The sequence below is a fragment of the Corynebacterium sp. HMSC074H12 genome (genome assembly GCF_001813755.1).
Classification (GTDB): domain Bacteria; phylum Actinomycetota; class Actinomycetes; order Mycobacteriales; family Mycobacteriaceae; genus Corynebacterium; species Corynebacterium hiratae.
On record NZ_KV813914.1, the window covers coordinates 51,914 to 71,337 of the forward strand.

13 protein-coding genes are annotated in these 19,424 nt (G+C 64.0%); 7 read left to right on the forward strand and 6 right to left on the reverse strand.

Annotated features, from left to right (window positions below; genetic code table 11):
* Positions 1-26 precede the first annotated feature (26 nt).
* The 4 genes from HMPREF2932_RS07305 to HMPREF2932_RS07320 form a co-directional block, all read right to left on the reverse strand.
* Positions 27-1,997 (reverse strand): ABC transporter ATP-binding protein, encoded by a 1,971-nt coding sequence (locus HMPREF2932_RS07305; protein WP_070546621.1) that lies wholly within the window; start codon positions 1,995-1,997, stop codon positions 27-29.
* Positions 1,994-3,079 (reverse strand): ABC transporter permease, encoded by a 1,086-nt coding sequence (locus tag HMPREF2932_RS07310; protein ID WP_070546619.1) that lies wholly within the window; start codon positions 3,077-3,079, stop codon positions 1,994-1,996. The genes HMPREF2932_RS07305 and HMPREF2932_RS07310 overlap by 4 nt, the downstream gene beginning before the upstream one ends.
* Complete coding sequence (locus HMPREF2932_RS07315) at positions 3,080-4,063, reverse strand: ABC transporter permease (protein ID WP_070516086.1); 984 nt, start codon at positions 4,061-4,063, stop codon at positions 3,080-3,082.
* A 369-nt stretch (positions 4,064-4,432) separates the two neighbouring features.
* The gene (locus HMPREF2932_RS07320; RefSeq protein ID WP_071409910.1) at positions 4,433-5,203 is read right to left on the reverse strand and encodes an HNH endonuclease family protein; all 771 of its coding nucleotides are present in this window, start codon (positions 5,201-5,203) and stop codon (positions 4,433-4,435) included.
* Between the two features lie 37 nt (positions 5,204-5,240).
* Here HMPREF2932_RS07320 and HMPREF2932_RS13570 point away from each other — a divergent pair, with 37 nt between their 5' ends.
* From HMPREF2932_RS13570 to HMPREF2932_RS07345, 6 genes are all read left to right on the forward strand, one after another.
* Complete coding sequence (locus HMPREF2932_RS13570) at positions 5,241-5,411, forward strand: hypothetical protein (RefSeq protein ID WP_168166988.1); 171 nt, start codon at positions 5,241-5,243, stop codon at positions 5,409-5,411.
* Between the two features lie 5 nt (positions 5,412-5,416).
* Positions 5,417-14,341, forward strand: a complete 8,925-nt coding sequence (locus HMPREF2932_RS07325; RefSeq protein WP_071409911.1) for a type I polyketide synthase — start codon at positions 5,417-5,419, stop codon at positions 14,339-14,341.
* A gap of 97 nt (positions 14,342-14,438) precedes the next feature.
* Positions 14,439-15,434, forward strand: coding sequence for a substrate-binding domain-containing protein (locus HMPREF2932_RS07330; RefSeq protein WP_070509737.1), 996 nt, complete (start codon positions 14,439-14,441; stop codon positions 15,432-15,434).
* The gene (locus tag HMPREF2932_RS07335) at positions 15,431-16,489 is read left to right on the forward strand and encodes an ABC transporter permease (RefSeq protein WP_070702290.1); all 1,059 of its coding nucleotides are present in this window, start codon (positions 15,431-15,433) and stop codon (positions 16,487-16,489) included. Before HMPREF2932_RS07330 ends, HMPREF2932_RS07335 begins: the two co-directional genes overlap by 4 nt.
* A gap of 2 nt (positions 16,490-16,491) precedes the next feature.
* Positions 16,492-17,244 (forward strand): ATP-binding cassette domain-containing protein, encoded by a 753-nt coding sequence (locus tag HMPREF2932_RS07340; RefSeq protein ID WP_071409912.1) that lies wholly within the window; start codon positions 16,492-16,494, stop codon positions 17,242-17,244.
* Between the two features lie 31 nt (positions 17,245-17,275).
* Positions 17,276-17,707, forward strand: a complete 432-nt coding sequence (locus HMPREF2932_RS07345) for a holo-ACP synthase AcpS (protein WP_071409913.1) — start codon at positions 17,276-17,278, stop codon at positions 17,705-17,707.
* Positions 17,708-17,720: 13 nt separating this feature from the next.
* Here HMPREF2932_RS07345 and HMPREF2932_RS07350 read toward each other — a convergent pair whose 3' ends face one another.
* Both HMPREF2932_RS07350 and bcp read right to left on the reverse strand, forming a co-directional pair.
* Complete coding sequence (locus HMPREF2932_RS07350; RefSeq protein ID WP_046647350.1) at positions 17,721-18,359, reverse strand: TetR family transcriptional regulator; 639 nt, start codon at positions 18,357-18,359, stop codon at positions 17,721-17,723.
* 3 nt (positions 18,360-18,362) lie between these two features.
* Positions 18,363-18,833, reverse strand: coding sequence for a thioredoxin-dependent thiol peroxidase (bcp, locus tag HMPREF2932_RS07355; protein WP_046647348.1), 471 nt, complete (start codon positions 18,831-18,833; stop codon positions 18,363-18,365).
* Positions 18,834-19,031: 198 nt separating this feature from the next.
* On the opposite strand from bcp, the gene HMPREF2932_RS07360 reads away from it, so the two are divergent.
* Positions 19,032-19,310 carry a DUF3618 domain-containing protein gene (locus tag HMPREF2932_RS07360; RefSeq protein WP_046647347.1) on the forward strand — a complete coding sequence of 93 codons (279 nt, stop codon included), beginning with the start codon at positions 19,032-19,034 and terminating at the stop codon, positions 19,308-19,310.
* Positions 19,311-19,424: the final 114 nt, after the last annotated feature.

Here is a 19,424-nt window from a genome sequence, read left to right on the forward strand (position 1 = left end):
GGGTGAGTATTCAGTTATAAGTCTTGCTAAGCCGGGGTTTCGGCGGGCTGGTAAATCTCGCGCACCCGGTCACGTTCCACGGCTGGGTCCGGCACCGGGATGGCGGAGAGCAGCGCGCGGGTATAAGCGTGTTGGGGGTTGTCGAAGACCTCGTCGGTGGGGCCGTATTCCACGAAATCGCCCTTGTACATCACGGCGACCTTGTCGGAGAGGTGGCGCACAACGGACAGGTCGTGGGCGACGAAGACCAGGGAGATCCCGAGGCGGTTCTTCAGATCGTGCAGCAGGTTGATGATGCCAGCCTGGATGGACACGTCGAGGGCGGAGACGGGCTCATCGAGCACCACGATGGAGGGGTTGGTGGCGAGCGCGCGGGCCAAGCCGATGCGCTGGCGCTGCCCGCCGGAGAAGTGTCCGGGGAAGCGGTCCACCTGGTGGGACTCCAAACCGACTAGTTTCATCAGTTCAGCCACGCGCTGGCCGACGTCCCCCTCGTACCCCAGCGACTCCAGCGGCTCGGCGATGATCTCGCGGATGGTCATGCGCGGGTTGAGCGAGCTCATTGGGTCCTGGAAGACGATCTGGATGTCCTTGCGCAGAGAGCGGCGTGCAGACGCGCTCAAACCAGAAGTATTGGTGCCATTAACCACGATGGTGGAGCCCTCTGGCGGGTTGAGGTCCATGATCTCCAGCAAGGTCGTGGTCTTGCCTGAGCCGGACTCGCCCACGATGGCGAAGCACTCGCCCTGGTGGACATCGAAGCTGACGTTCTTGACCGCGTGCACGGTGCCGACGCGGCGCTTGAGAATCGCTCCCTTGATAAGCGGGAAGTCCTTGACCAGGTTCTTGACCTCCAAGGTGACTGGCCGCTTCTCATAGGGTGTGTCACCCAGCGAGTCCGGAGAGATCGTGGGCAGCGGGTACATGCGTTCACCACCGATCGTGCCGTCCTTAATCTCATCGGAGCGCAGGCAGGAGGCGAAGTGGTTGGGGGCGTCGTCCAGCGCGCGCAGCTCCGGCTCCACGGTGCGGCACTCTGACTGCACTACGGGGCAACGGTCGGCGAAGGGGCATTCGGCTGCGACCTCGATGAGGCGCGGCGGAGTACCGGCGATAGGCGTGAGAGGCTCATCGGTGGCCTTGTCCACGCGCGGCGTGGAACCGAGAAGCCCGACGGTATAGGGCATCTTGGGGTTGTTGAAGATGGTGTCGACATCGCCGAGCTCCACCGGGCGTCCGGCGTACATGACGAGAACGTCGTCGGCGGTGCCGGCGACCACGCCCATGTCGTGGGTAATCATGATGACCGCAGCGCCGGTTTCGCGCTGCGCCACCTTGAGCACCTCCAGGATTTGGGCCTGGATGGTGACGTCGAGGGCCGTGGTGGGCTCGTCAGCAATGATGACGCGCGGGTTATTCGCCATGGCGATGGCGATGACCACGCGCTGACGCATACCACCGGAGAACTCGTGCGGGAAGGACTTCACGCGTTTGTCCGCCTCCGGGATACCGACGAGTTCGAGCAGGCGAATGGCTTCCTTCTCGGCGTCCTTCTTGGAGATATCGCGGTGGGTTTGGAGTGCCTCGATGAGCTGGTCGCCGATGGAGAAAACCGGCGTCAGTGAGGAGAGTGGATCCTGGAAGATCATGGCGATGTCCTTGCCGCGGATCTTCGACATCTCCTTGTCGGACTTGCCGATGAGCTCGGTGCCGGCATAGACCACGGAGCCTTCCACCTTGGCGTAGTCGGGTAGCAGACCCATAACCGCGAGGGAGGTCACAGACTTACCGGAGCCGGACTCACCCACAATGGCCAGGGTACGACCCGGCATGAGATCGAAGTCAACGCCACGTACGGCGTGGACGGAGCCAGCTTCCGAGGGGAAGGTGACGGACAGGTTGCGGACGGACAGGACCGGGTCGGCGGACCCGGCGGGACCGGTGGCGCGGCTGGCCGGGACGGCGTTGGCGGTATGCGCAGTATTCTGCGGGGTCATGCTCGGCCTCCAGAGTTCGAGTTGGGGTCAATGGCGTCGCGCAGACCGTCGGCGATGAACGCCATGGAGACGGTCAGCAGCGTGAGGATGCCTGCAGGGAAGTAGAAGAGCCAGGGTGAGGCCTCGACGGCGTTGGCGCCGCCGGCCAAGAGGGTGCCCAAGGAGACGTCGGGAAGCTTCACGCCCAAGCCCAAGAAGGACAGCGCGGTTTCCGACATGATGGTGGACACCACGCCCAGGGCCGCTTGGATGATGAGCAGCGAGCCGATGTTGGGCACCACGTGGCGGAAGATGGTGCGCAGGCGCGAAACACCCATGTAGTCCGCGGCGCGGACGTAGTCGTTCTCTCGCACACTCAGCGCCATAGCCCAGATAACACGTGCCGGGTACATCCAGCCGAAGGCAATAAGCACGACGATGAGCAGCTTCCAGTCGCCGCCGGAATCGGAGACCACCAAGGCGATGAGCAGGAAGGTCGGGATGGCCAGCAGGAAGTGGATGACGGCCAGGATGACCTTTTCCACTGCGCCGCCGTACATGGCCGCGGCTGCGCCGATGAAGGCGGAGATCAGTGTGGAGGCTAGCGACACGATGAGCGCAATGATGAGCGAGCGGCCTAGGCCGTGGACGGTCTGCGCGAAGAGGTCGTTACCGGAGTCAGTCGTGCCGAACCAGTGCTCAGAGGAAGGACCGGTGGAGAGGTTGAAGAAGTCCGGCTCATCGAAAGCCCACGGGGTGAGGAAACTTCCGAAAATGGACAAGAGCGCGAGCAGCACGAAGATGACGAGTCCGATAGCAGCCGCCTTGTTGCGGAAGAAGCGGCGAACGTACAGCTTGAGCTTTGAGGTGCCGCGGAAATCGCTGCTGGAGTATTGCTTGCGCTGTGCGTCATCGACATCAACGCCAGAACCAAGCGCGGACTGTGCGCTGGGTTCGGTCTGCGGTGAAAAGTCAGCGGTGGCGGTATGCGGGCGCACGCCGAGGTTGTCAGCAGCGGAGTCGATGGCGAGATCGTTGCGGCGGTGGCGCTGCGGCTGGCGCGCTTCCGAGCGCGGCGACGTGGATTTCTTTTCTGGAGACATTTAGCTCACCCTTACTCGCGGATCGAGGGCTACGACGACGAGGTCAGCCAGAATTGCGGAGAAGGCAATCATGACGGCACCGAAGGCGGCGACGGCGGTGGTGCCGTTGACGTCGTTGCGGCTGATGGTTTCGATGAAGTACTGGCCCATGCCCTTCCACGCGAAGATGGTTTCCGTCATGATGGCGCCGGTGAAGATGCCGGGAACGGAGAAAGCGACGGAGGTGGCGACCGGGATGATGGAGGTTCGCAGGGCGTGCTTGCGGATGGCTTGGGAACGGGTCAGGCCTTTCGCCCGTGCAGTGCGCACATAATCGGCGTTCAAGTTATCCAGCAACAAGGTGCGCTGCATCATGTGGTAACCCGCGTAGCTGATGATGATGAGGGAAATCGACGGCAGGATGAGGTGCTGCGCCATATCGAGAAGCTTGGGGAAAAAGCCCTCGACGCCGAGGCTGGAAGCGCCCGTCACATAGACCACGCGGTGGCCGGTGACGCGGTTGATCCACAGGCCACCAGCAACAACCAGAATGGAGGCGACGACCACGTGGGTGTTCATCGTGATGATGGAAACGCCCTGCCAGAAGCGGTCAGCTGCCTTGTACTGGCGGGAAGCGGTGTAGACACCGAGGCCGACGCCGATGATGACGGAGAGGATCGTGGCGACGAGCAGCAGCTGCGCCGAGACGAGAGCGCGGTGAGCGATTTGCGCGCTGACCGGGTCGCCGAGAGGGGAGGTACCCCAGTCCCAGTGGAAGAGAATGTTAGAGAGCCAGCCCCACCAGCGCTCAATAAGCGGGGTCTCAGGGTTGAGCCCGAGCGGAGTGAGGATGCGGCCGATTTCTTCCGGCTCGAGCGGTGGGTTGCGGCCGACGTAATTTGATCGGGGATCAAGGAAGGTTGCGGCCAGGAGATACGCGATATTAGTCGCGAGGAAGATGACTACCAGCCAGCTGGCGGTCTTCTTGATGATGTACTTGAACATCACTATTCCTTCGCAGGGTTTGTCTCGGCAGATTCGGTGACTATGGCGGCCGATAAGAGATAACGGCACTCATGTGACCTAGGCCTCAGGCTAGGTGCTGTGTCACATATTAAAAGAAATGTGAGACGGGAGAGGGATAATGATTGTTTTTGTTTCATGGGGGTGCTCCCCGTGTGTGAAACTTTGTATTAATTACATATTAGTTGGCCTATAGAATTTTGCGGGCATGGGGGTGTCGGCGCAGGGCCTGAAAGCTTCTTTGGGCTCACAAATCATGCCTGATTGCCTGGGTGGGAGTGAATAATATGCGCATAGTTTGGGGGTAGTGTGCAGGGGGATTGCGTTGAATAGATAAGAATTAAGGAACGCTCAGCAAGCATGCAGCAGCCGGCTCAGTGCATCTTGTTCTGCTTCCGTGACCCAGATTTCATAGACCGCTTTTACCTCGACGATGCGGCGTGCATACTCACAGCGAAAACCTTTATTGGGCGGCAGCCACGTGGCGGCATCGCCAGCGCCTTTCTGCTGGTTGAGAGGGCCATCGACGGCCAGGAGGTTGAGTGGGTCATTGGCAAAGTTGCGGCGCTTTTCGGGTGACCATTGCTGGGCGCCTTTCTGCCAGGCGTCGGCCAGCGCCACAACGTGATCGATCTGCACCGCACGTGAGGTCTGTGCCCCGCGCTGGAACTCAATGTCCTGGCCCGAATAGGGATCGTGCAAGGTGCCGGACAGTACCACGCAGTCGTGGGTGCCTTCCTTGAGCACGAGGCTTTCCGAATCTAGGTCCCTGCGGAGGATGTCGTTGCGGGTATCGCAGCCGTTGTGGCCGAAGTCCACCGTGACGTCATCGGACCACGCCTGGCCAAACTCTTCGCGCTCATAGCCGGTCTTGGGCGCGCGGCCTTTGACCTCCAGAGAATTTAGGGCGGTGAGAGCGTCACCAATCTCCGGCGCGGGCACGGTTTCCTCGGAGTGTTCTTCTGTGGGGGCTTCTTGCGAGGGTGTCGCTGGCGTTGTGGAAGCACTCGGCCCCGCCGCTGGGGGAGCAGCCGGGGAGGGGAGGAGCAGGCCGATCGCCACGAGCACAGCCACCGCGGCGTTGAGGAGCGCGGCGATGAAGAACGGGGTACGAGGGGCCATGACGAATTGATCCTAGTGGGTAGAATCGGCACACGGTATGAGTATCGATATGTTCTTTGACGACTACCTCGCTGAGCGCGGCCTTACCCGCTCGGCGGAGGTCATCCCGGATCACGCCTGCCAGGTCTTTTGCGGTATGCCGAAGCCGACAACGCATCTTTCCCTCGATGAGGCCGTGCAGCTTGTGGCGCGCACCTTGGGGGAGTAGCGCAGGTGTCTGATTTTCGCGTCTTCCAGTCTTTGGCGTCGCGCCTAGACGCCGAGCCCTTCGCACTCTCTTTCTCCGGACAAGGCTATGCCTGGCTGCCGACGTTGCGCAGCGCCCTCGCAGCCGGCGTGCGACCGCGCATAGCGGAGTACCTCGCCGAAGCTGAGGAACTCCTTGCCCCTCTGGAGGAAGAACTCTTGCCCGTTGCGCCGCACGGTTTTGCGCCACTGGTGTGGGCGGACGGGGAGCCAGGGAGGGCACAAGCGTTGGACGACGCCGCACTCTCCGCCCCCGGCATCCTCACCGCTCAGCTGGCGGTGCTCGAATGCCTGCGCGCGCACGGGATAGAACTCGAGGATGCCGTTTCGAGTATCGGGCATTCTCAGGGAGTACTTGCCGCAGCGGTGGTGGAGAAGCACATGCGACCTGCGGAGGCCCTGGCGTTGGCACGCCTCATCGGCGCGGCTATGGTAACCACCGCGCGCAGCGCTGGGCTCATGCGAACCGCACAGGGCGCGCCCATGGCGGCGGTGACGGGCGCGACGAGGCAGCAACTGCGCGAAGCCGGAGCACACATCGGACTCGACAATGGCCGTGGGCGCTTCGTCATCGTCGGAACATCGGCTGAGCTCGCCCGGGTGAAGACTGCGCTGCAGGAGAACTCGACCTTTAAGGAAGGGCGGGAAGGGGAGTCAGCCGCCGTCGTTGTCACCGACCTTGAGGTTTCAGCCGCATTCCACCATCCCACCATGCAGTGTGCGGTGGATCAGGTAGAAAGCTGGGCGGGGCGAATTGGCTTGGAGCCAGAGTCCACCGCGCAGCTCGCGCGCGCCGTGCTCACGGACTACGTGGACTGGCCCGAGCGCGTTGACTCGGCGCTCGAAGCTGGGGCTCACTGGATCCTTGAAGTCGGGCCCACCCGCGGGGTGGAGCCGCTGACACGCGATCTCGTTGCTGGACGCGGCGTGGGCACGCTTGCCGTGGGGGCGGCGGAAGGACTGGCCCAGCTCGTGGAACCGGGCCGCGCACCGTCTCTGCCCCGTGCGTGGTCCGAGTGGACACCGCGCGTTGAAAGCGGGCGTCTGGCGACTGCCTTTACGCGGGCCACCGGCTACTCACCGGTTATGCTCCCCGGGATGACCCCCACCACTGTGGACCCGGAAATCGTCGCCGCAGCCGCCAACGCCGGGCATTGGGCGGAGCTGGCTGGCGGGGGCCAGCACACCGATGACATCTTGCAGGAGAGCCTGCGCGTACTGCGCAGGCTGCTGCAGCCAGGGGTGAATGCCCAGTTCAACGCGCTGTATCTCGCGGCCTCCCAGTGGCGCCGCCAGATCGAGGGGCCGAATTCGATTCTGCGAGCACGTGCAGGAGGAGCCCCTATCAACGGAGTAGTGATTTCCGCTGGCATTCCGCCCGTGGAGGAGGCGATAGAGCTGGTAACAAAGCTCCACGCCGCGAACATCCCTTGGGTCGCCTTCAAACCGGGAACGTCAGCGCAGGTGGAGGAGGTTCTCCGCATTGCCGATGCTCTCCCTGACGCCACCGTCATCATGCAGATCGAAGGCAGTGAGGCTGGTGGGCATCACTCCTTAGAAGGCCTCGATAAGGTCCTTGTTGCTACCTACGCGCGAATCCGTGAGAGGGCTAATGTTCTTCTCGCCGTTGGTGGGGGAATCGGTACCCCAGCGCGTGGTGCAGAGTACCTGCTGGGCACGTGGGCGCAGCGCTACGGTCTGCCCGCAGCACCAGTCGATGCCATCATGGTGGGCACCGCTGCCATGGCGGCGAAGGAATCCACCGCATCCAATTCGGTAAAGCAGGCGCTCGTCGCTGCGCACAGTGGGGACGTTATATCGGGCCGCTCGGACCTGGGTGCGGACATTCATGAGCTGGATAATTCCTTCGCCCGCGCCGGGCGGCTCTTGGATGAGGTGGCCGGCGATGCCGCGGTCGTGGAGACCCGCCGCGCGGAGATCATTGAGGCCATCGGGCGCACGTGCAAGCCCTATTTCGGGGACCTCGATGAGATGTCCTATTCCGAGTGGCTGCAGCGCTACCTTGAGCTGTCTTACCTGGACGGCTGGGTCGATGAATCCTGGTTGAGTCGATTCACGCGCATGGTGGCTCGCGCCGAAGCCCGCCTTCATCCGACCGACCACGGCGAGATTGAGTTGCGCGTTGAGGTTGACCGCGAAAACCCAGCTGAGGCAAGTGCACAGCTCACCGAACTCTACGGTGACGCCGCGCTGCACCCGACCGACGCCGCGTGGTTCATTCAACTCGTGGATGGACCGGGCAAACCCGCAAACTTTGTGCCGGTCATCGATTCTGACGTGCGCCGCCGCTGGCGTCGCGACACCTTGTGGCAGGCGCACGATGAACACTACGAGGCCGATGAGGTCTGCATCATCCCCGGCACGGCGGCTGTTGAGGGAATCGAGCAGGCTAACGAGCCGGTGGCGCAGATACTTGGCCGCTTCGAACAGGCGGCACTTGCGCTTCTTGACCAGACCGAGGATGACTCTGGCGAGCCCGCTTTCAGCACTGAAGAGCTCATTCGCCGCGCCCCGGGGCTGAATTGGGCCGGGCGCGAGCAGCCCAACCCCCTGCGCCTTGGCCTTGATGGGGCCGAGCTGGAAGCTAGGGGCGAGGACGCCATGTGGTTGACCGTTCCTTTCCACTCCGGAGCTGGGCTGCGTGTGCGCATCACTCTGCCGCGTATTCCGGGTGCCTCACCACTGGTCACTGTCGACGATGCCGAATCCGCCATGCGGGAGCTGCTGCGCCAAGCCGCCGGCGGTGACCTGCCAGGCGTTGCTTCCGGGACCGCAACAGTCAACGTTCACCTCAGCGCCACCGACATTGCCCAGCATGGTGCGGTGACGAGCGGGGAGATGAGCACTGCTGTCTCGCCCGATGTCCTCCTTGGTCACGCCTGGCCGGCACTCTTCGCTGTCCTGGCCAGTGCCCACACAGAGTCTGGGGAGCCGTTGGTCGAAGGCTTCCTTGACCTCGTCCACCTCGAGCACTCGCTGAGCCTCACGCCAGACACCTGGGAGCTGCTTCGCAGCAGCACCGCGCCGGGAGCTGAGCCTTTGGACCTGCGCTACACCGCCGAGCTGGAGGAGGTACGCGATACGCCCTCGGGACGCCTCGTCGACGTGAGCGTTGCGGTCAACGTCGCCGTGCACGGCGAAGAACATGAGTTCGCGCAGTTGCACGAGCGCTTCCTCATCACTGGGCGCCGCGGTGATGCGTCAGAAAGCAGCGTGCGAGAAAACGGTCAAGAAGACAGCGTAAAGTCCTCCTTCCGGGAGACTCCGCGTTCCTTCCGCCACCGCACCACCGCGGTGGCACCGCAATCACTGCGGCCCTTCGCCGTTGTAACGGGGGATAGGAACCCCATCCACCTGTCATCGAACGCTGCGGCACTGGCGGGGCATCGTCAAGGCCCGATCGTCCACGGCATGTGGACCTCGGCGCTGGCGCAAGCAGCCGTGGCTTTCGACGGCGCTCGCGTCCTCGAGTGGTCCGTTACCTGGCTTGCACCCGTGCTTCCCGGCAGTGAGGTGGAGTTCGAGGTGGAACGGGTGGGTGTTGACAAGAGCGGCGGCTACGGCGAGGTCCGCAGCGTGACCGCCACCAGCCAGGGCGTGCCGGTGCTGCAGGCGCGGGCCACGATGAGCAGCCCGACCACCTTTTACGCCTTCCCGGGCCAGGGCATCCAACCCCCGGGGATGGGGATGAAGGACTATGCAGAATCCGCAGCGGCGCGCGCCGTGTGGGAGCGTGCGGATGAGCACACGCGGCAAAGCTTGGGCTTCTCCATCCTGGAGATCGTCCGCCACAACCCCGACACCGTGGTGGTGGCTGGTGAGACCTTCACGCACCCGGATGGCGTGCTGTATCTGACGCAGTTCACGCAGGTGGCCATGGCCACACTGGGCTGCGCACAGATTGCAGCGCTTAAAGAATCCGAGGTCCTTGAAAGTTGTGCCTTCTTCGCTGGACACTCGGTGGGCGAGTACAACGCCCTGGCCGCCTATGCCGAGGTCCTGTCCTTGGAGGCGGTCCTGGACATCGTTTATGTCCGCGGGCTGACCATGCACCATCTGGTCGAGCGCGATGCCGCGGGCCAGTCGCTCTACGGTCTGGCGGCGCTGCGCCCGCACAAGATGGGGATGAGCGCGACCGAAGCCTTCGCCCACGTCGCGGGCGTGGCCGCGGAGACGGGCGAGTTCCTTGAGGTGGTCAACCACAATATCGCCGGGCGACAATATGCAGTGGCCGGTACGAAAGCGGGGCTGGATGCGTTGGCGGATGACGCCGAGCACCGCGCCCCTGGGCAGCGTGCCGTTATCCCCATTCCGGGGATTGACGTGCCCTTCCACTCCTCCCGCTTAGTGGGCGGCGTGGCGGATTTCCGCGCGCATCTTAACGCCCTCATCCCTCAGGAGGTCAACCTTGAGGTGCTGGTGGGGCGCTATATTCCAAACCTCGTGGCACGGCCCTTCGCGCTGAGCCGCGAGTTCGTGGAATCCATCGCCGCGGTGGTGGATTCGGAACCCATCGCGGAGATCCTCGCGGACTTCGATGGTGCCGTGGCGAGCCCGGCGCGCCTGGGCCGCACCCTGCTCATCGAGCTTCTGGCCTGGCAATTTGCTTCCCCCGTGCGCTGGATAGAGACTCAGGACCTGCTGCTCGGGCAGCTCGGCGTGGAGCGTTTCATCGAGGTCGGCGTTGGTGCCGCGCCGACGCTGACCAACATGCTGGGCCAAACCCTGCGCCTGCCCCAGTACGCGGGCAGTACCGACATCGAGGTGCTGAATTACGAGCGCGACCGCGGGCGAGTCTTTGCCGAAGACGCCGAGTCGGCGCCCAAGGCAGCAGCGAAGGCGGTCGCAGAGCATGCCGCACAACCGGTTAGCGCCGAAGCGGAATCGGTCGAATCTGAGTCGAGGCAGGCAATCGACAGGGCACACCAGGAAGAAACCGTGCAGGCACCCCGTGAGGAGGCGCCGGCCGCCATCGAGGACCTCCCGCTGAGCGTGCACCAGGCCCTCGAGATGCTTATTGCGCTGTGGACCAAGGTCCGCCCCGACCAGATCGCGCCGACTGATTCGATCGAAACCCTCGTGGAAGGCGTGTCCTCCCGCCGCAACCAGTTGCTCGTCGACCTCGGATCGGAATTCGGCATCAGTGCCATCGAGAATGCCGCGGATGCTGCCATCCCGCAGCTGGCGGAGAGCGTGGCTCAGCGCGCGCCGGGTTATGCAACCTTCGGGGAGGTCCTCAGAGAGCAGGTCTCGCAGGCACTGACTCGGCTGACGGGACCGGCGGGCAAGAAGCCGGGCTACGTGGCTGAGCGTGTGAGCGGTACGTGGGGATTGGGCACTGGATGGGCCGACCACGCGACGGTACAGCTGGTCCTGGGCACGCGCGAGGGCTCCTCGCTGCGCGGCGGGGATTTGGCTAGCTTGCCCATGACTGCCGTGGTGTCGGTAGCTGAGCTCGATGAACTGATCGACTCCGCGGTGCGCGCTGCCGGCGAGTGCGAAGGAATCGCGCTGCAGAAGGCCGCAGCGGCAACGCCACACGAGACCGTGGACCCGGAGGCGGTGCGCGCCTATACCGAGCGTCTTGAATCGGCGCTGGAGGACTCCGCCCGCGCCGCACTCGCCGCCCTCGGCCGTGAGGAGACCCCGATTGAGCAGGGGGACAGCGCAGCACACACGGAGCTGGAGCAACTCGTTGCCACGGAGCTGGGGCCGGACTGGCAGCAGCGCGTCGCCCCCGCTTTTGATGCGCGCAAGGCAGTGCTTCTCGACGACCGCTGGGCCAGCGCCCGCGAGGACATCGCTCGCGCGGCGGCCGCCGGGGAAGCAGAGCCCGAGCTGGACGTGTTGGGCGCCGGCGAGGAAGTTGCGCTCCTAGCCGAGCACTTCGGCTATGAGCATCTGGCCCGCGATGCCCGCACCCCGGCCGACGGGTTGCTCTTCGCTGACCAAGTAGCCGTGGTGACGGGTGGCTCGCCGGGCTCGATTGCCGCCGAACTCATCGGTGAACTGCTCGCGGAGGGCGCAACCGTCATCGCGACGACCTCCCAGCTAAAACACGAGCGCCTGGAGTTTTATAAGGAGCTCTACCGCAGCCGGGCCGTCGGGGCGGCAGCGCTGTGGGTGGTTCCAGCAAACCTTAGTTCCTTCGCGGACGTGGATGCGCTCGTGGAATGGATTGCGGCGGAGCACACCGCCATCGTGGGCGGAAAGTCCGTACAGCTCAAGCCTGCTTACGTGCCGGATCTTCTCTTCCCCTTCGCCGCGCCGCGTGTGGCCGGCACTCTTGTGGATGCCGGGGCAGGGGCGGAGTCCCAGATGCGTCTGCTGCTGTGGTCGGTGGAGAAGCTCATCGCGTCGCTGTCCGCCGTGGGCGCGGATACACATGTTGGCCACCGGCTACACGTGGTGCTTCCGGGCTCGCCGAACCGCGGGCGCTTCGGCGGCGACGGCGCCTACGGCGAGGCCAAGGCGGCCCTCGACGCCTTGGTTAACCGCTGGTCTTCCGAGCAATCCAGCTGGGGTGCGCGGACCTCGCTGGTGCATGCCCACATCGGGTGGGTGCGCGGCACCGGCCTGATGGGCGGCAACGATCCATTGGTTGCTCAGGTGGAGGCCCGCGGCGTGCGGACCTTCTCGGCGAAGGAGATGGCGGTGCAGCTTATCGACGCCACCGCCTCCCCCCACATTCGCGCCCAGGCAGCGTCTTCACCGCTGAGTTTTGACCTCACCGGCGGGCTGGCCGAGGCCGAGCTAGACCTAGCCGCGCTTGCCCGGGATTCACAGTCAGAGGATGCAGATGCATCGAGCGCAGCTGCTAGATCGGGCGAAGAGAAGGCTCCGCGAACGGCGAAGGCCCTGCCGAATGTGTTGAAGCCTGCAGAGTGGACCAGCCCCGACTTCAACACGGTGACGCAGTCCCTCGAGGACATGGTGGTCATCGTTGGCGCGGGAGAGCTCGGTCCGCTGGGCTCCTCGCGTACCCGCTATGAGGCGGAGGTCGGTGGAGAGCTCTCTGCGGCTGGCGTGCTGGAGCTGGCGTGGAGCCGCGGGCTCATCAGTTGGGATGAGCACACGGCCGGCTGGTTGACTGCCGAAGGCGAGGAGATAGCCGAGGAAGACGTCTACGCGCGCTTCCACGACGAGGTGCTCGCCGGGATTGGTGTGCGGCGCTTCCACGATGACTTCGGCCCGCACCTGCCCATGGTGGATAACCTCGCGCCCGAGCTGACCACCATCTACTTGGAGAAGCCGCTGAGCTTCACTGTGCAGGACGAGGAGACGGCGCGCAGCTTCGTTGATAGCTGCGAAGGCGCTACGCTGCGCCGCGTCACTGATCCGAACGGTGAGGTCGAATGGCAGGTCACACGGCCCGCAGGCTCGTCGGTGCGGGTTCCGCGGCGCGTGACCATGACCCGCTTTGTGGGCGGCCAGATTCCGGAGGGCTTCGACCCACAGGTCTACGGCATCCCCGCGGACATGGTGGATAACCTCGACCGCCTCGCCCTGTGGAACCTTGTGTGCACCGTGGATGCCTTCCTTTCCGCAGGCTTCAGCCCGGCCGAGCTCTTGGCCCACGTCCACCCGGCGCGCGTGAGTTCCACCCAGGGGACCGGCATGGCAGGCCAGGAGGCGCTGCGTTCGCTGTACGTCGATAAGCTGTTGGGCCAGCCGCGCCCCAACGACATCCTCCAGGAAGCGCTGCCCAACGTCATTGCCGCGCACGTGATGCAGTCCTATGTCGGCGGCTATGGCCAAATGGTGCACCCGGTGGCCGCTTGTGCCACGGCGGCGGTGTCGGTGGAGGAGGGCGTCGACAAGCTGCGCCTGCACAAGGCGGACTTCGTCGTGGCCGGTGGTATCGACGCCCTGTCCATCGAGGGGATTACCGGCTTTGGTGACATGGCGGCCACGGCCGATAGTGCCGAGATGGCGGCGAAGGGGATTGAGCACCGCTTCTTCTCCCGCGCTAACGACCGCCGCCGCGCCGGCTTCGTGGAATCCGAAGGCGGCGGAACCATCCTGCTCGCCCGGGGATCCTTCGCAGCGCAGATGGGGCTGCCGGTGCTCGGCGTGGTGGGCTTTGCCGAGTCCTTCGCCGACGGCGCGCACACCTCCATCCCCGCGCCGGGCCTGGGTGCACTCTCGGCGGCGCGGGGCGGCACGAATTCCCGCCTGGCCCGCTCGCTGGCGGCCCTCGGCGTGGGCGCGGACGATATCGCGGTGGTGTCCAAGCACGATACCTCCACCAACGCCAACGACCCCAACGAATCGGATCTGCACGAGCGCATCGCCGCCGCACTCGGCCGCAGCCCCGGCAACCCGCTGTATGTGGTTTCGCAGAAGAGCCTGACTGGGCACGCCAAGGGCGGTGCCGCCGCCTTCCAGCTGGTGGGGCTGTCCCAGGTGCTGCGCAGCGGAATTCTCCCGCCGAATCGTTCGCTTGATTGCGTCGATCCCGTGCTGCGCCGTCACTCGCACCTGCTGTGGCTGCGCCAGCCGTTGGACCTTCGCCGCACCCCGCCGAAGGCGGGCCTGGTGACCTCCCTGGGCTTCGGGCATGTTTCCGCCCTCATCGCGCTGGTCCACCCGGGTGCTTTCTTTGCTGCGTTGGCTCGGGAGCAGGGTGGGGGCGTGGCCGAAGCCTGGCGGGCAGCCGCTACCGATCGCGAGCGGCGTGGTCTGCGGCGCCTAGAAGATGCCATGCGAGGTGGAGCAGCGCTGTACGAGAGGCCGGTGAACCGCAACCTCGGCTCGGGCCCAGCTACCGAGGTGACCGAAAGAGAGGCCGCAGCGTTGCTGAGCGAGTCCGCGCGCTTGCGCGGAGGCACCCTGGATCCGGAGGGAGGAAACACAACACAACGGGGGTAGCGGGCGCTAGAGTATCCCCAGCGTGCACCCTCTGGAACGATAAAGAAGCAGGTCAGGTGGGTTGGAGAAGTCCCCCAATCTGGGGCACCATGCAAGGGTGAATAAAGCTAAGAAGCCACTACTAGGCCTTATTTCGGTAGCCGCTGCCACCCTTCTTGCCGCTTGCTCCGCCACCGGTGGTGCGCCCCGCCCCGAAGCGGACGGCGAGCTAGCCGGTGGCGTCGACACCGAGCGTCTTGTCGTCGCCATGATTTCCCACGGCGCGCCGGGAGATACGTACTGGGACCTCGTGCGCAAAGGTGCGGAGGATGCCGCCCGCAAGGACAACATCGAGCTGCGCTACTCCTCCGACCCGGAAGCGCCCAACCAGGCTAACTTGGTGCAGTCCGCCATCGATTCCGGCGTGGACGGCATCGCCGTGACCATGCCTAACTCTGGGGCGATTGGCCCTGTGGCCAAGAAAGCTGCGGATTCCGGCATCCCCACCGTGGGGCTTAACGCCGGCATGGATGATTACCAGAAGTACGGCATGAGCGCCTTCTTCGGCCAAGAGGAAAAGGTCGCCGGCACCAAGGCCGGTGAGCGCCTCAAGGACGATGGCGCCAAGCACGTTCTGTGCGTCATCCACGAGCAAGGCAACTCTTCTCAGGAGTCGCGCTGCGCCGGCGTGAAGGACGGGCTGGACAACGGCAAGGTGGAGATCCTGTACGTCAACGGCAAGGATCTCACTGCTGCGCAGTCCACCATCAACGCGAAGCTGAGCCAGGACCCGTCCATTGACTGGGTCATGGCGCTGCAGGCCTCCGTGGCGATGCGCTCCGCCGACGCGGTTGCTGACGCCTCCTCCCAGGCCAAGGTCTCCACTTTCGACACCAACGCCGAGCTTGTCGACGCCATCGCGGACAACCGCATAGAGTGGGCCGTCGATCAGCAGCCTTATATGCAGGGCTACCTCGCCGTCGACTCGCTGTGGTTGGCGCACCGCAACGGTTCCACGATGGGCGGCGGCCGCCCCGTGTACACCGGTCCCTCCTTCGTGGATTCCACCAACGTGGACATCATCTCCGAATCCGCTAAGGCAGGTCTGCGATGAGCGAAACCGCTACTGCATCAGACGAGGCTCTATCTAGCCCCGCCGATACGCGCCTGACCCGTCGCAGCGGTTTCGCGCGCCTCATCCGCCGCCCAGAGTTGGCCAGCCTGCTCGGTGCTGTGGTCATCTTCGTCCTCTTTATGATTGTGGCGCCCGCCTTCCGCTCAGTGGAGGCCTTCTCCACGGTGCTCTACGCCAGCTCCACGCTGGGCATTGTGGCCCTAGCAGTGGGCCTGCTCATGATTGGTAATGAGTTTGATTTGTCCTCCGGCGTGGCGGTGACCTCCGCGGCGCTCGTGGCCACCATGCTCAACTACAACTTCCACCTAAACTCGTGGGTGGGCGTGGGGCTGTCCCTCATCACCGCACTGGCCATCGGTGCGCTCAACGGCTTCCTTGTGGTGCGCACCAAGATTGACTCCTTCCTCATCACCCTGGCGGCCTTCCTCATGCTGCAGGGTCTCAACCTGGCGATTACCAAGCTGGTCACCGGCCAGGTAGCAACCCCGATTATCTCGGACATGGAGGGCTTCGGCTCTGCTCGCGTCATTTTTGCCGGCACTATCCACATCGGCAGCTTGAGCATCCGCGCTACCGTCATCTGGTGGATCCTCTTCGTCGCTATTGCCTCGTGGGTGCTCTACAAGACGCGCTGGGGAAATTGGATCTTCGCCGTTGGTGGCGACGATGAAGCCGCCCGCGCCGTCGGCGTTCCCGTGCGCCGCGTCAAGGTGGCGCTGTTCATGCTCGTCGGATTTGCAGCGTGGTTCGTGGGCATGCATACCCTTTTTGCCTTCGACTCCATCCAGGCCGGCCAAGGCATTGGTAACGAGTTCCTCTACATCATCGCTGCGGTCATTGGAGGCTGCTCCATGACCGGTGGGCGCGGTACCGCGGTGGGCACCGCCATCGGCGCGCTTATTTTCGGCATGACCAACCAGGGCATCGTGTACGCCGGTTGGAACCCCGACTGGTTCAAGTTCTTCCTCGGCGCCATGCTGCTCTTCGCCGTGCTCACGAACACCTCGGTGGCCAACTTTACGAGGAAGCGATAACCATGATTGAGCTGCACGATATTTCCCAAACCTTCGGCAACTTCCACGCCCTGCGCGGTATCAACCTCAGCGTCAAGGAAGGCGCAGTGACCTGCGTGCTGGGTGATAACGGCGCGGGCAAGTCCACGCTGATCAAGATCCTCGCCGGCCTCAACCAGCCCACGGGCGGCACCATCACCGTCGATGGGGAAGAGGTGAACTTCACCAGCCCGCGCGATTCCCTCGACGCCGGTATCGCCACCGTGTACCAGGATTTGGCGCTGGTGCCCTCGTTATCGGTGTGGCGGAACTTTTTCTTGGGCCAGGAACTCACCGGGGCGCTGGGGAGCTTGCGGGAGGAAGAGATGAAGCGGATTACGCATGACCAGCTGGCCGAGATGGGCATTGAGCTTGGCGACGTCTCCGTGGAACTCTCCGCCCTCTCCGGCGGCCAGCGCCAGGTGGTCGCCATTGCTCGCGCCATTTACTTCGGCGCGCGCTACATCATCTTGGACGAGCCGACCGCCGCGCTCGGCGTGAAGCAATCGGGCATGGTGCTGCGCTTTATCGACGCCGCCCGCGAACGCGGCATGGGGGTGGTGTTCATTACGCACAACCCGCAGCACGCCTACCTCGTGGGAGATCACTTCATCGTGCTCACGGTGGGGCAGATGTCTCTCGACGCTTCCAAGGAGGAGGTCACGCTGCCGGAGCTGACCCAATGGATGGCCGGCGGCGATGAGCTGGAGGAGCTCAAGCAAGAGCTAGCGCGTTAGAACGCGCTGTGGGGCAGCTAAGCTGGCCCGTATGACAGTGAGCGGCGTGAGCGTGGGCACCGACCTAGTGCACATCCCTTCTTTTGCCCAGCAGCTGGAGCTTCCCGGAACGCGCTTTGCGCGGGTCTTTAGCGCTTCCGAGCTGCGCGTGGCGCAGGCCCGTGGACTGAGCGGTGCCGCCCGCGCGCAGCACTTCGCGGGGCGCTGGGCAGCGAAGGAGGCCTTCATCAAGGCGTGGTCGCAAGCGCTCTACGGGCATCCGCCGGTCCTGGCGGAGGAGGCCGTGGACTGGGCCGAGATTGAGGTCCGCCCCGATGCGTGGGGGCGCGTAGCACTCGAGCTGCGGGGGGAGATTGCCCGCCTCGCGCGGGAGTCCTTGGGGGATTTTTCACCGGCGTTGTCCATCAGCCATGATGGTGATTACGCCACCGCTATCGTGCACCTTTCGCGGCACACGCCATAACCCACGCCATGATCTAGGCGCTGGTGGCGATGGCAAAGAGATAGGCGATGAGCATGCGCTTAATTTCTTCCACCACGCCATCGAAGCTCTCCTCCGAGCGCATGGTGCTGTAGTTGAGCAGCGAGACTACGGTGTGGACGAGGAAGGCCGCAATTTCCACTCGGGCGGACTCGTTCATGCCTTGGGCAAGTGGTTCGATGATCTCGGCGATAGGTTTGAGCAGAGACAGCTCCGTATCAGCGGCCGTGGCGCGGGTGGCCGGCGTGGACTGCACGGCATGCCACACCGCGCGGCGCGAACGGTCCTCGCGCCAGACCCGCGCCATGCGATCAATGAACTCCTCGAGAAAGTCCGGCCACTGCAGGGCCGGCACGCGCTGGGAGAATCGCTCTACCTCCGCCAGCATTTCGGCGGTGTCCTGGCGGTCAAGCTCGCAGATCAGCACGTACTTGTTGGCGAAGTATTGATACAGCGTGCCAATCGGCACTTCTGCGCGGCGCGAGACCTCATCGAAAGTAAAAGACTCGAAGCCATGGTCCACGAGCGTCTGACGCGCGCAGGACAAAATCCGGTCATACTTGGCCCGGCTACGCGCCTGCGCTGGGCGACGCCTCGGGACCAGTATCTCCGGAGACTTCGAGCTAGATTCCACGGTTTAGTTGAGCCCCTTGAGCACGCGGGCGACGTGGCCGGTGGCCTTGACGTTGTACATGGCTTGGCCAATGGTGCCGTCTTCCTCGACGAGGAACGTGGAGCGGATAACACCCTGGACGATCTTGCCGTAGTTCTTCTTCTCACCGAAAGCGCCGTACGCAGTCATGACCTCCTTATCGGGGTCAGAGAGCAGCGGGAAGTTCAGCTCGTGGTCCTCACGGAACTTAGCCAGGGCCTCGGGCTTGTCGGGGGAGATGCCCACCACGGCGATGTTCATGCCATTGAGCTGCTCTAGGCTATCGCGGAAGTCGCAGGCTTCCTTCGTGCAGCCAGGGGTGTTGGCGCGCGGGTAGAAGTAAACCACGACGCGCTGGCCGGCATAGTCGCTCAGGCTTACGGTGTTGCCGGCATCATCGCTGAGGGAAAAAGCGGGGGCTTTGTCACCCACGGACAGTCGTTGTGCTTCAGTCATGGTGTATAGCCTACCGTGCTCTCCCTTAGGACTCTTTGGTGAATCTCAGTTCGCTCGCCGCAGCACAGCTGAGACAAAACGTGGCCAACTCTGCAGGGGAGCCGGTGGTCAATGTAGAATGTCCACGTTAGAACCTCAACGGTTAGAAAGACACTAACCGCAACAACACCGAACGAAGCCAAAATTCAGGAGATTCACGTGGCACGCAACATTGATGATATCCAGCGCGACATCGAGCGCACCCGCCGTCAGCTGGCTAGCACCTTGGATGAGCTGGCTGATCGCAGCAAGCCGCAGAACCTCGTCGAGGACGCCAAGGGCGCGGCCACCCAGAAGCTGCAGGAGCGCAACGTGCAGATGGCGCTCGCCGGCGTGGGCGCTGCCGTCGTAGGCCTCATTGCTTTCTCCGTGTTCCGCTCCAAGCGCCGCAAGTCTGACATCAAGGAGCTGCAGCGCCTGCTTGCTGAGCGCCGCTAACGCCGGCTAGCGCCATTGGGCGCGATTGCGCGCGTAGAAGCCCTGCCTTGGGAAATGTCCGGGGTGGGGCATTTTTGAGCTCGGTATGCGTTAGTAGAAGTATTGCCTATCCTA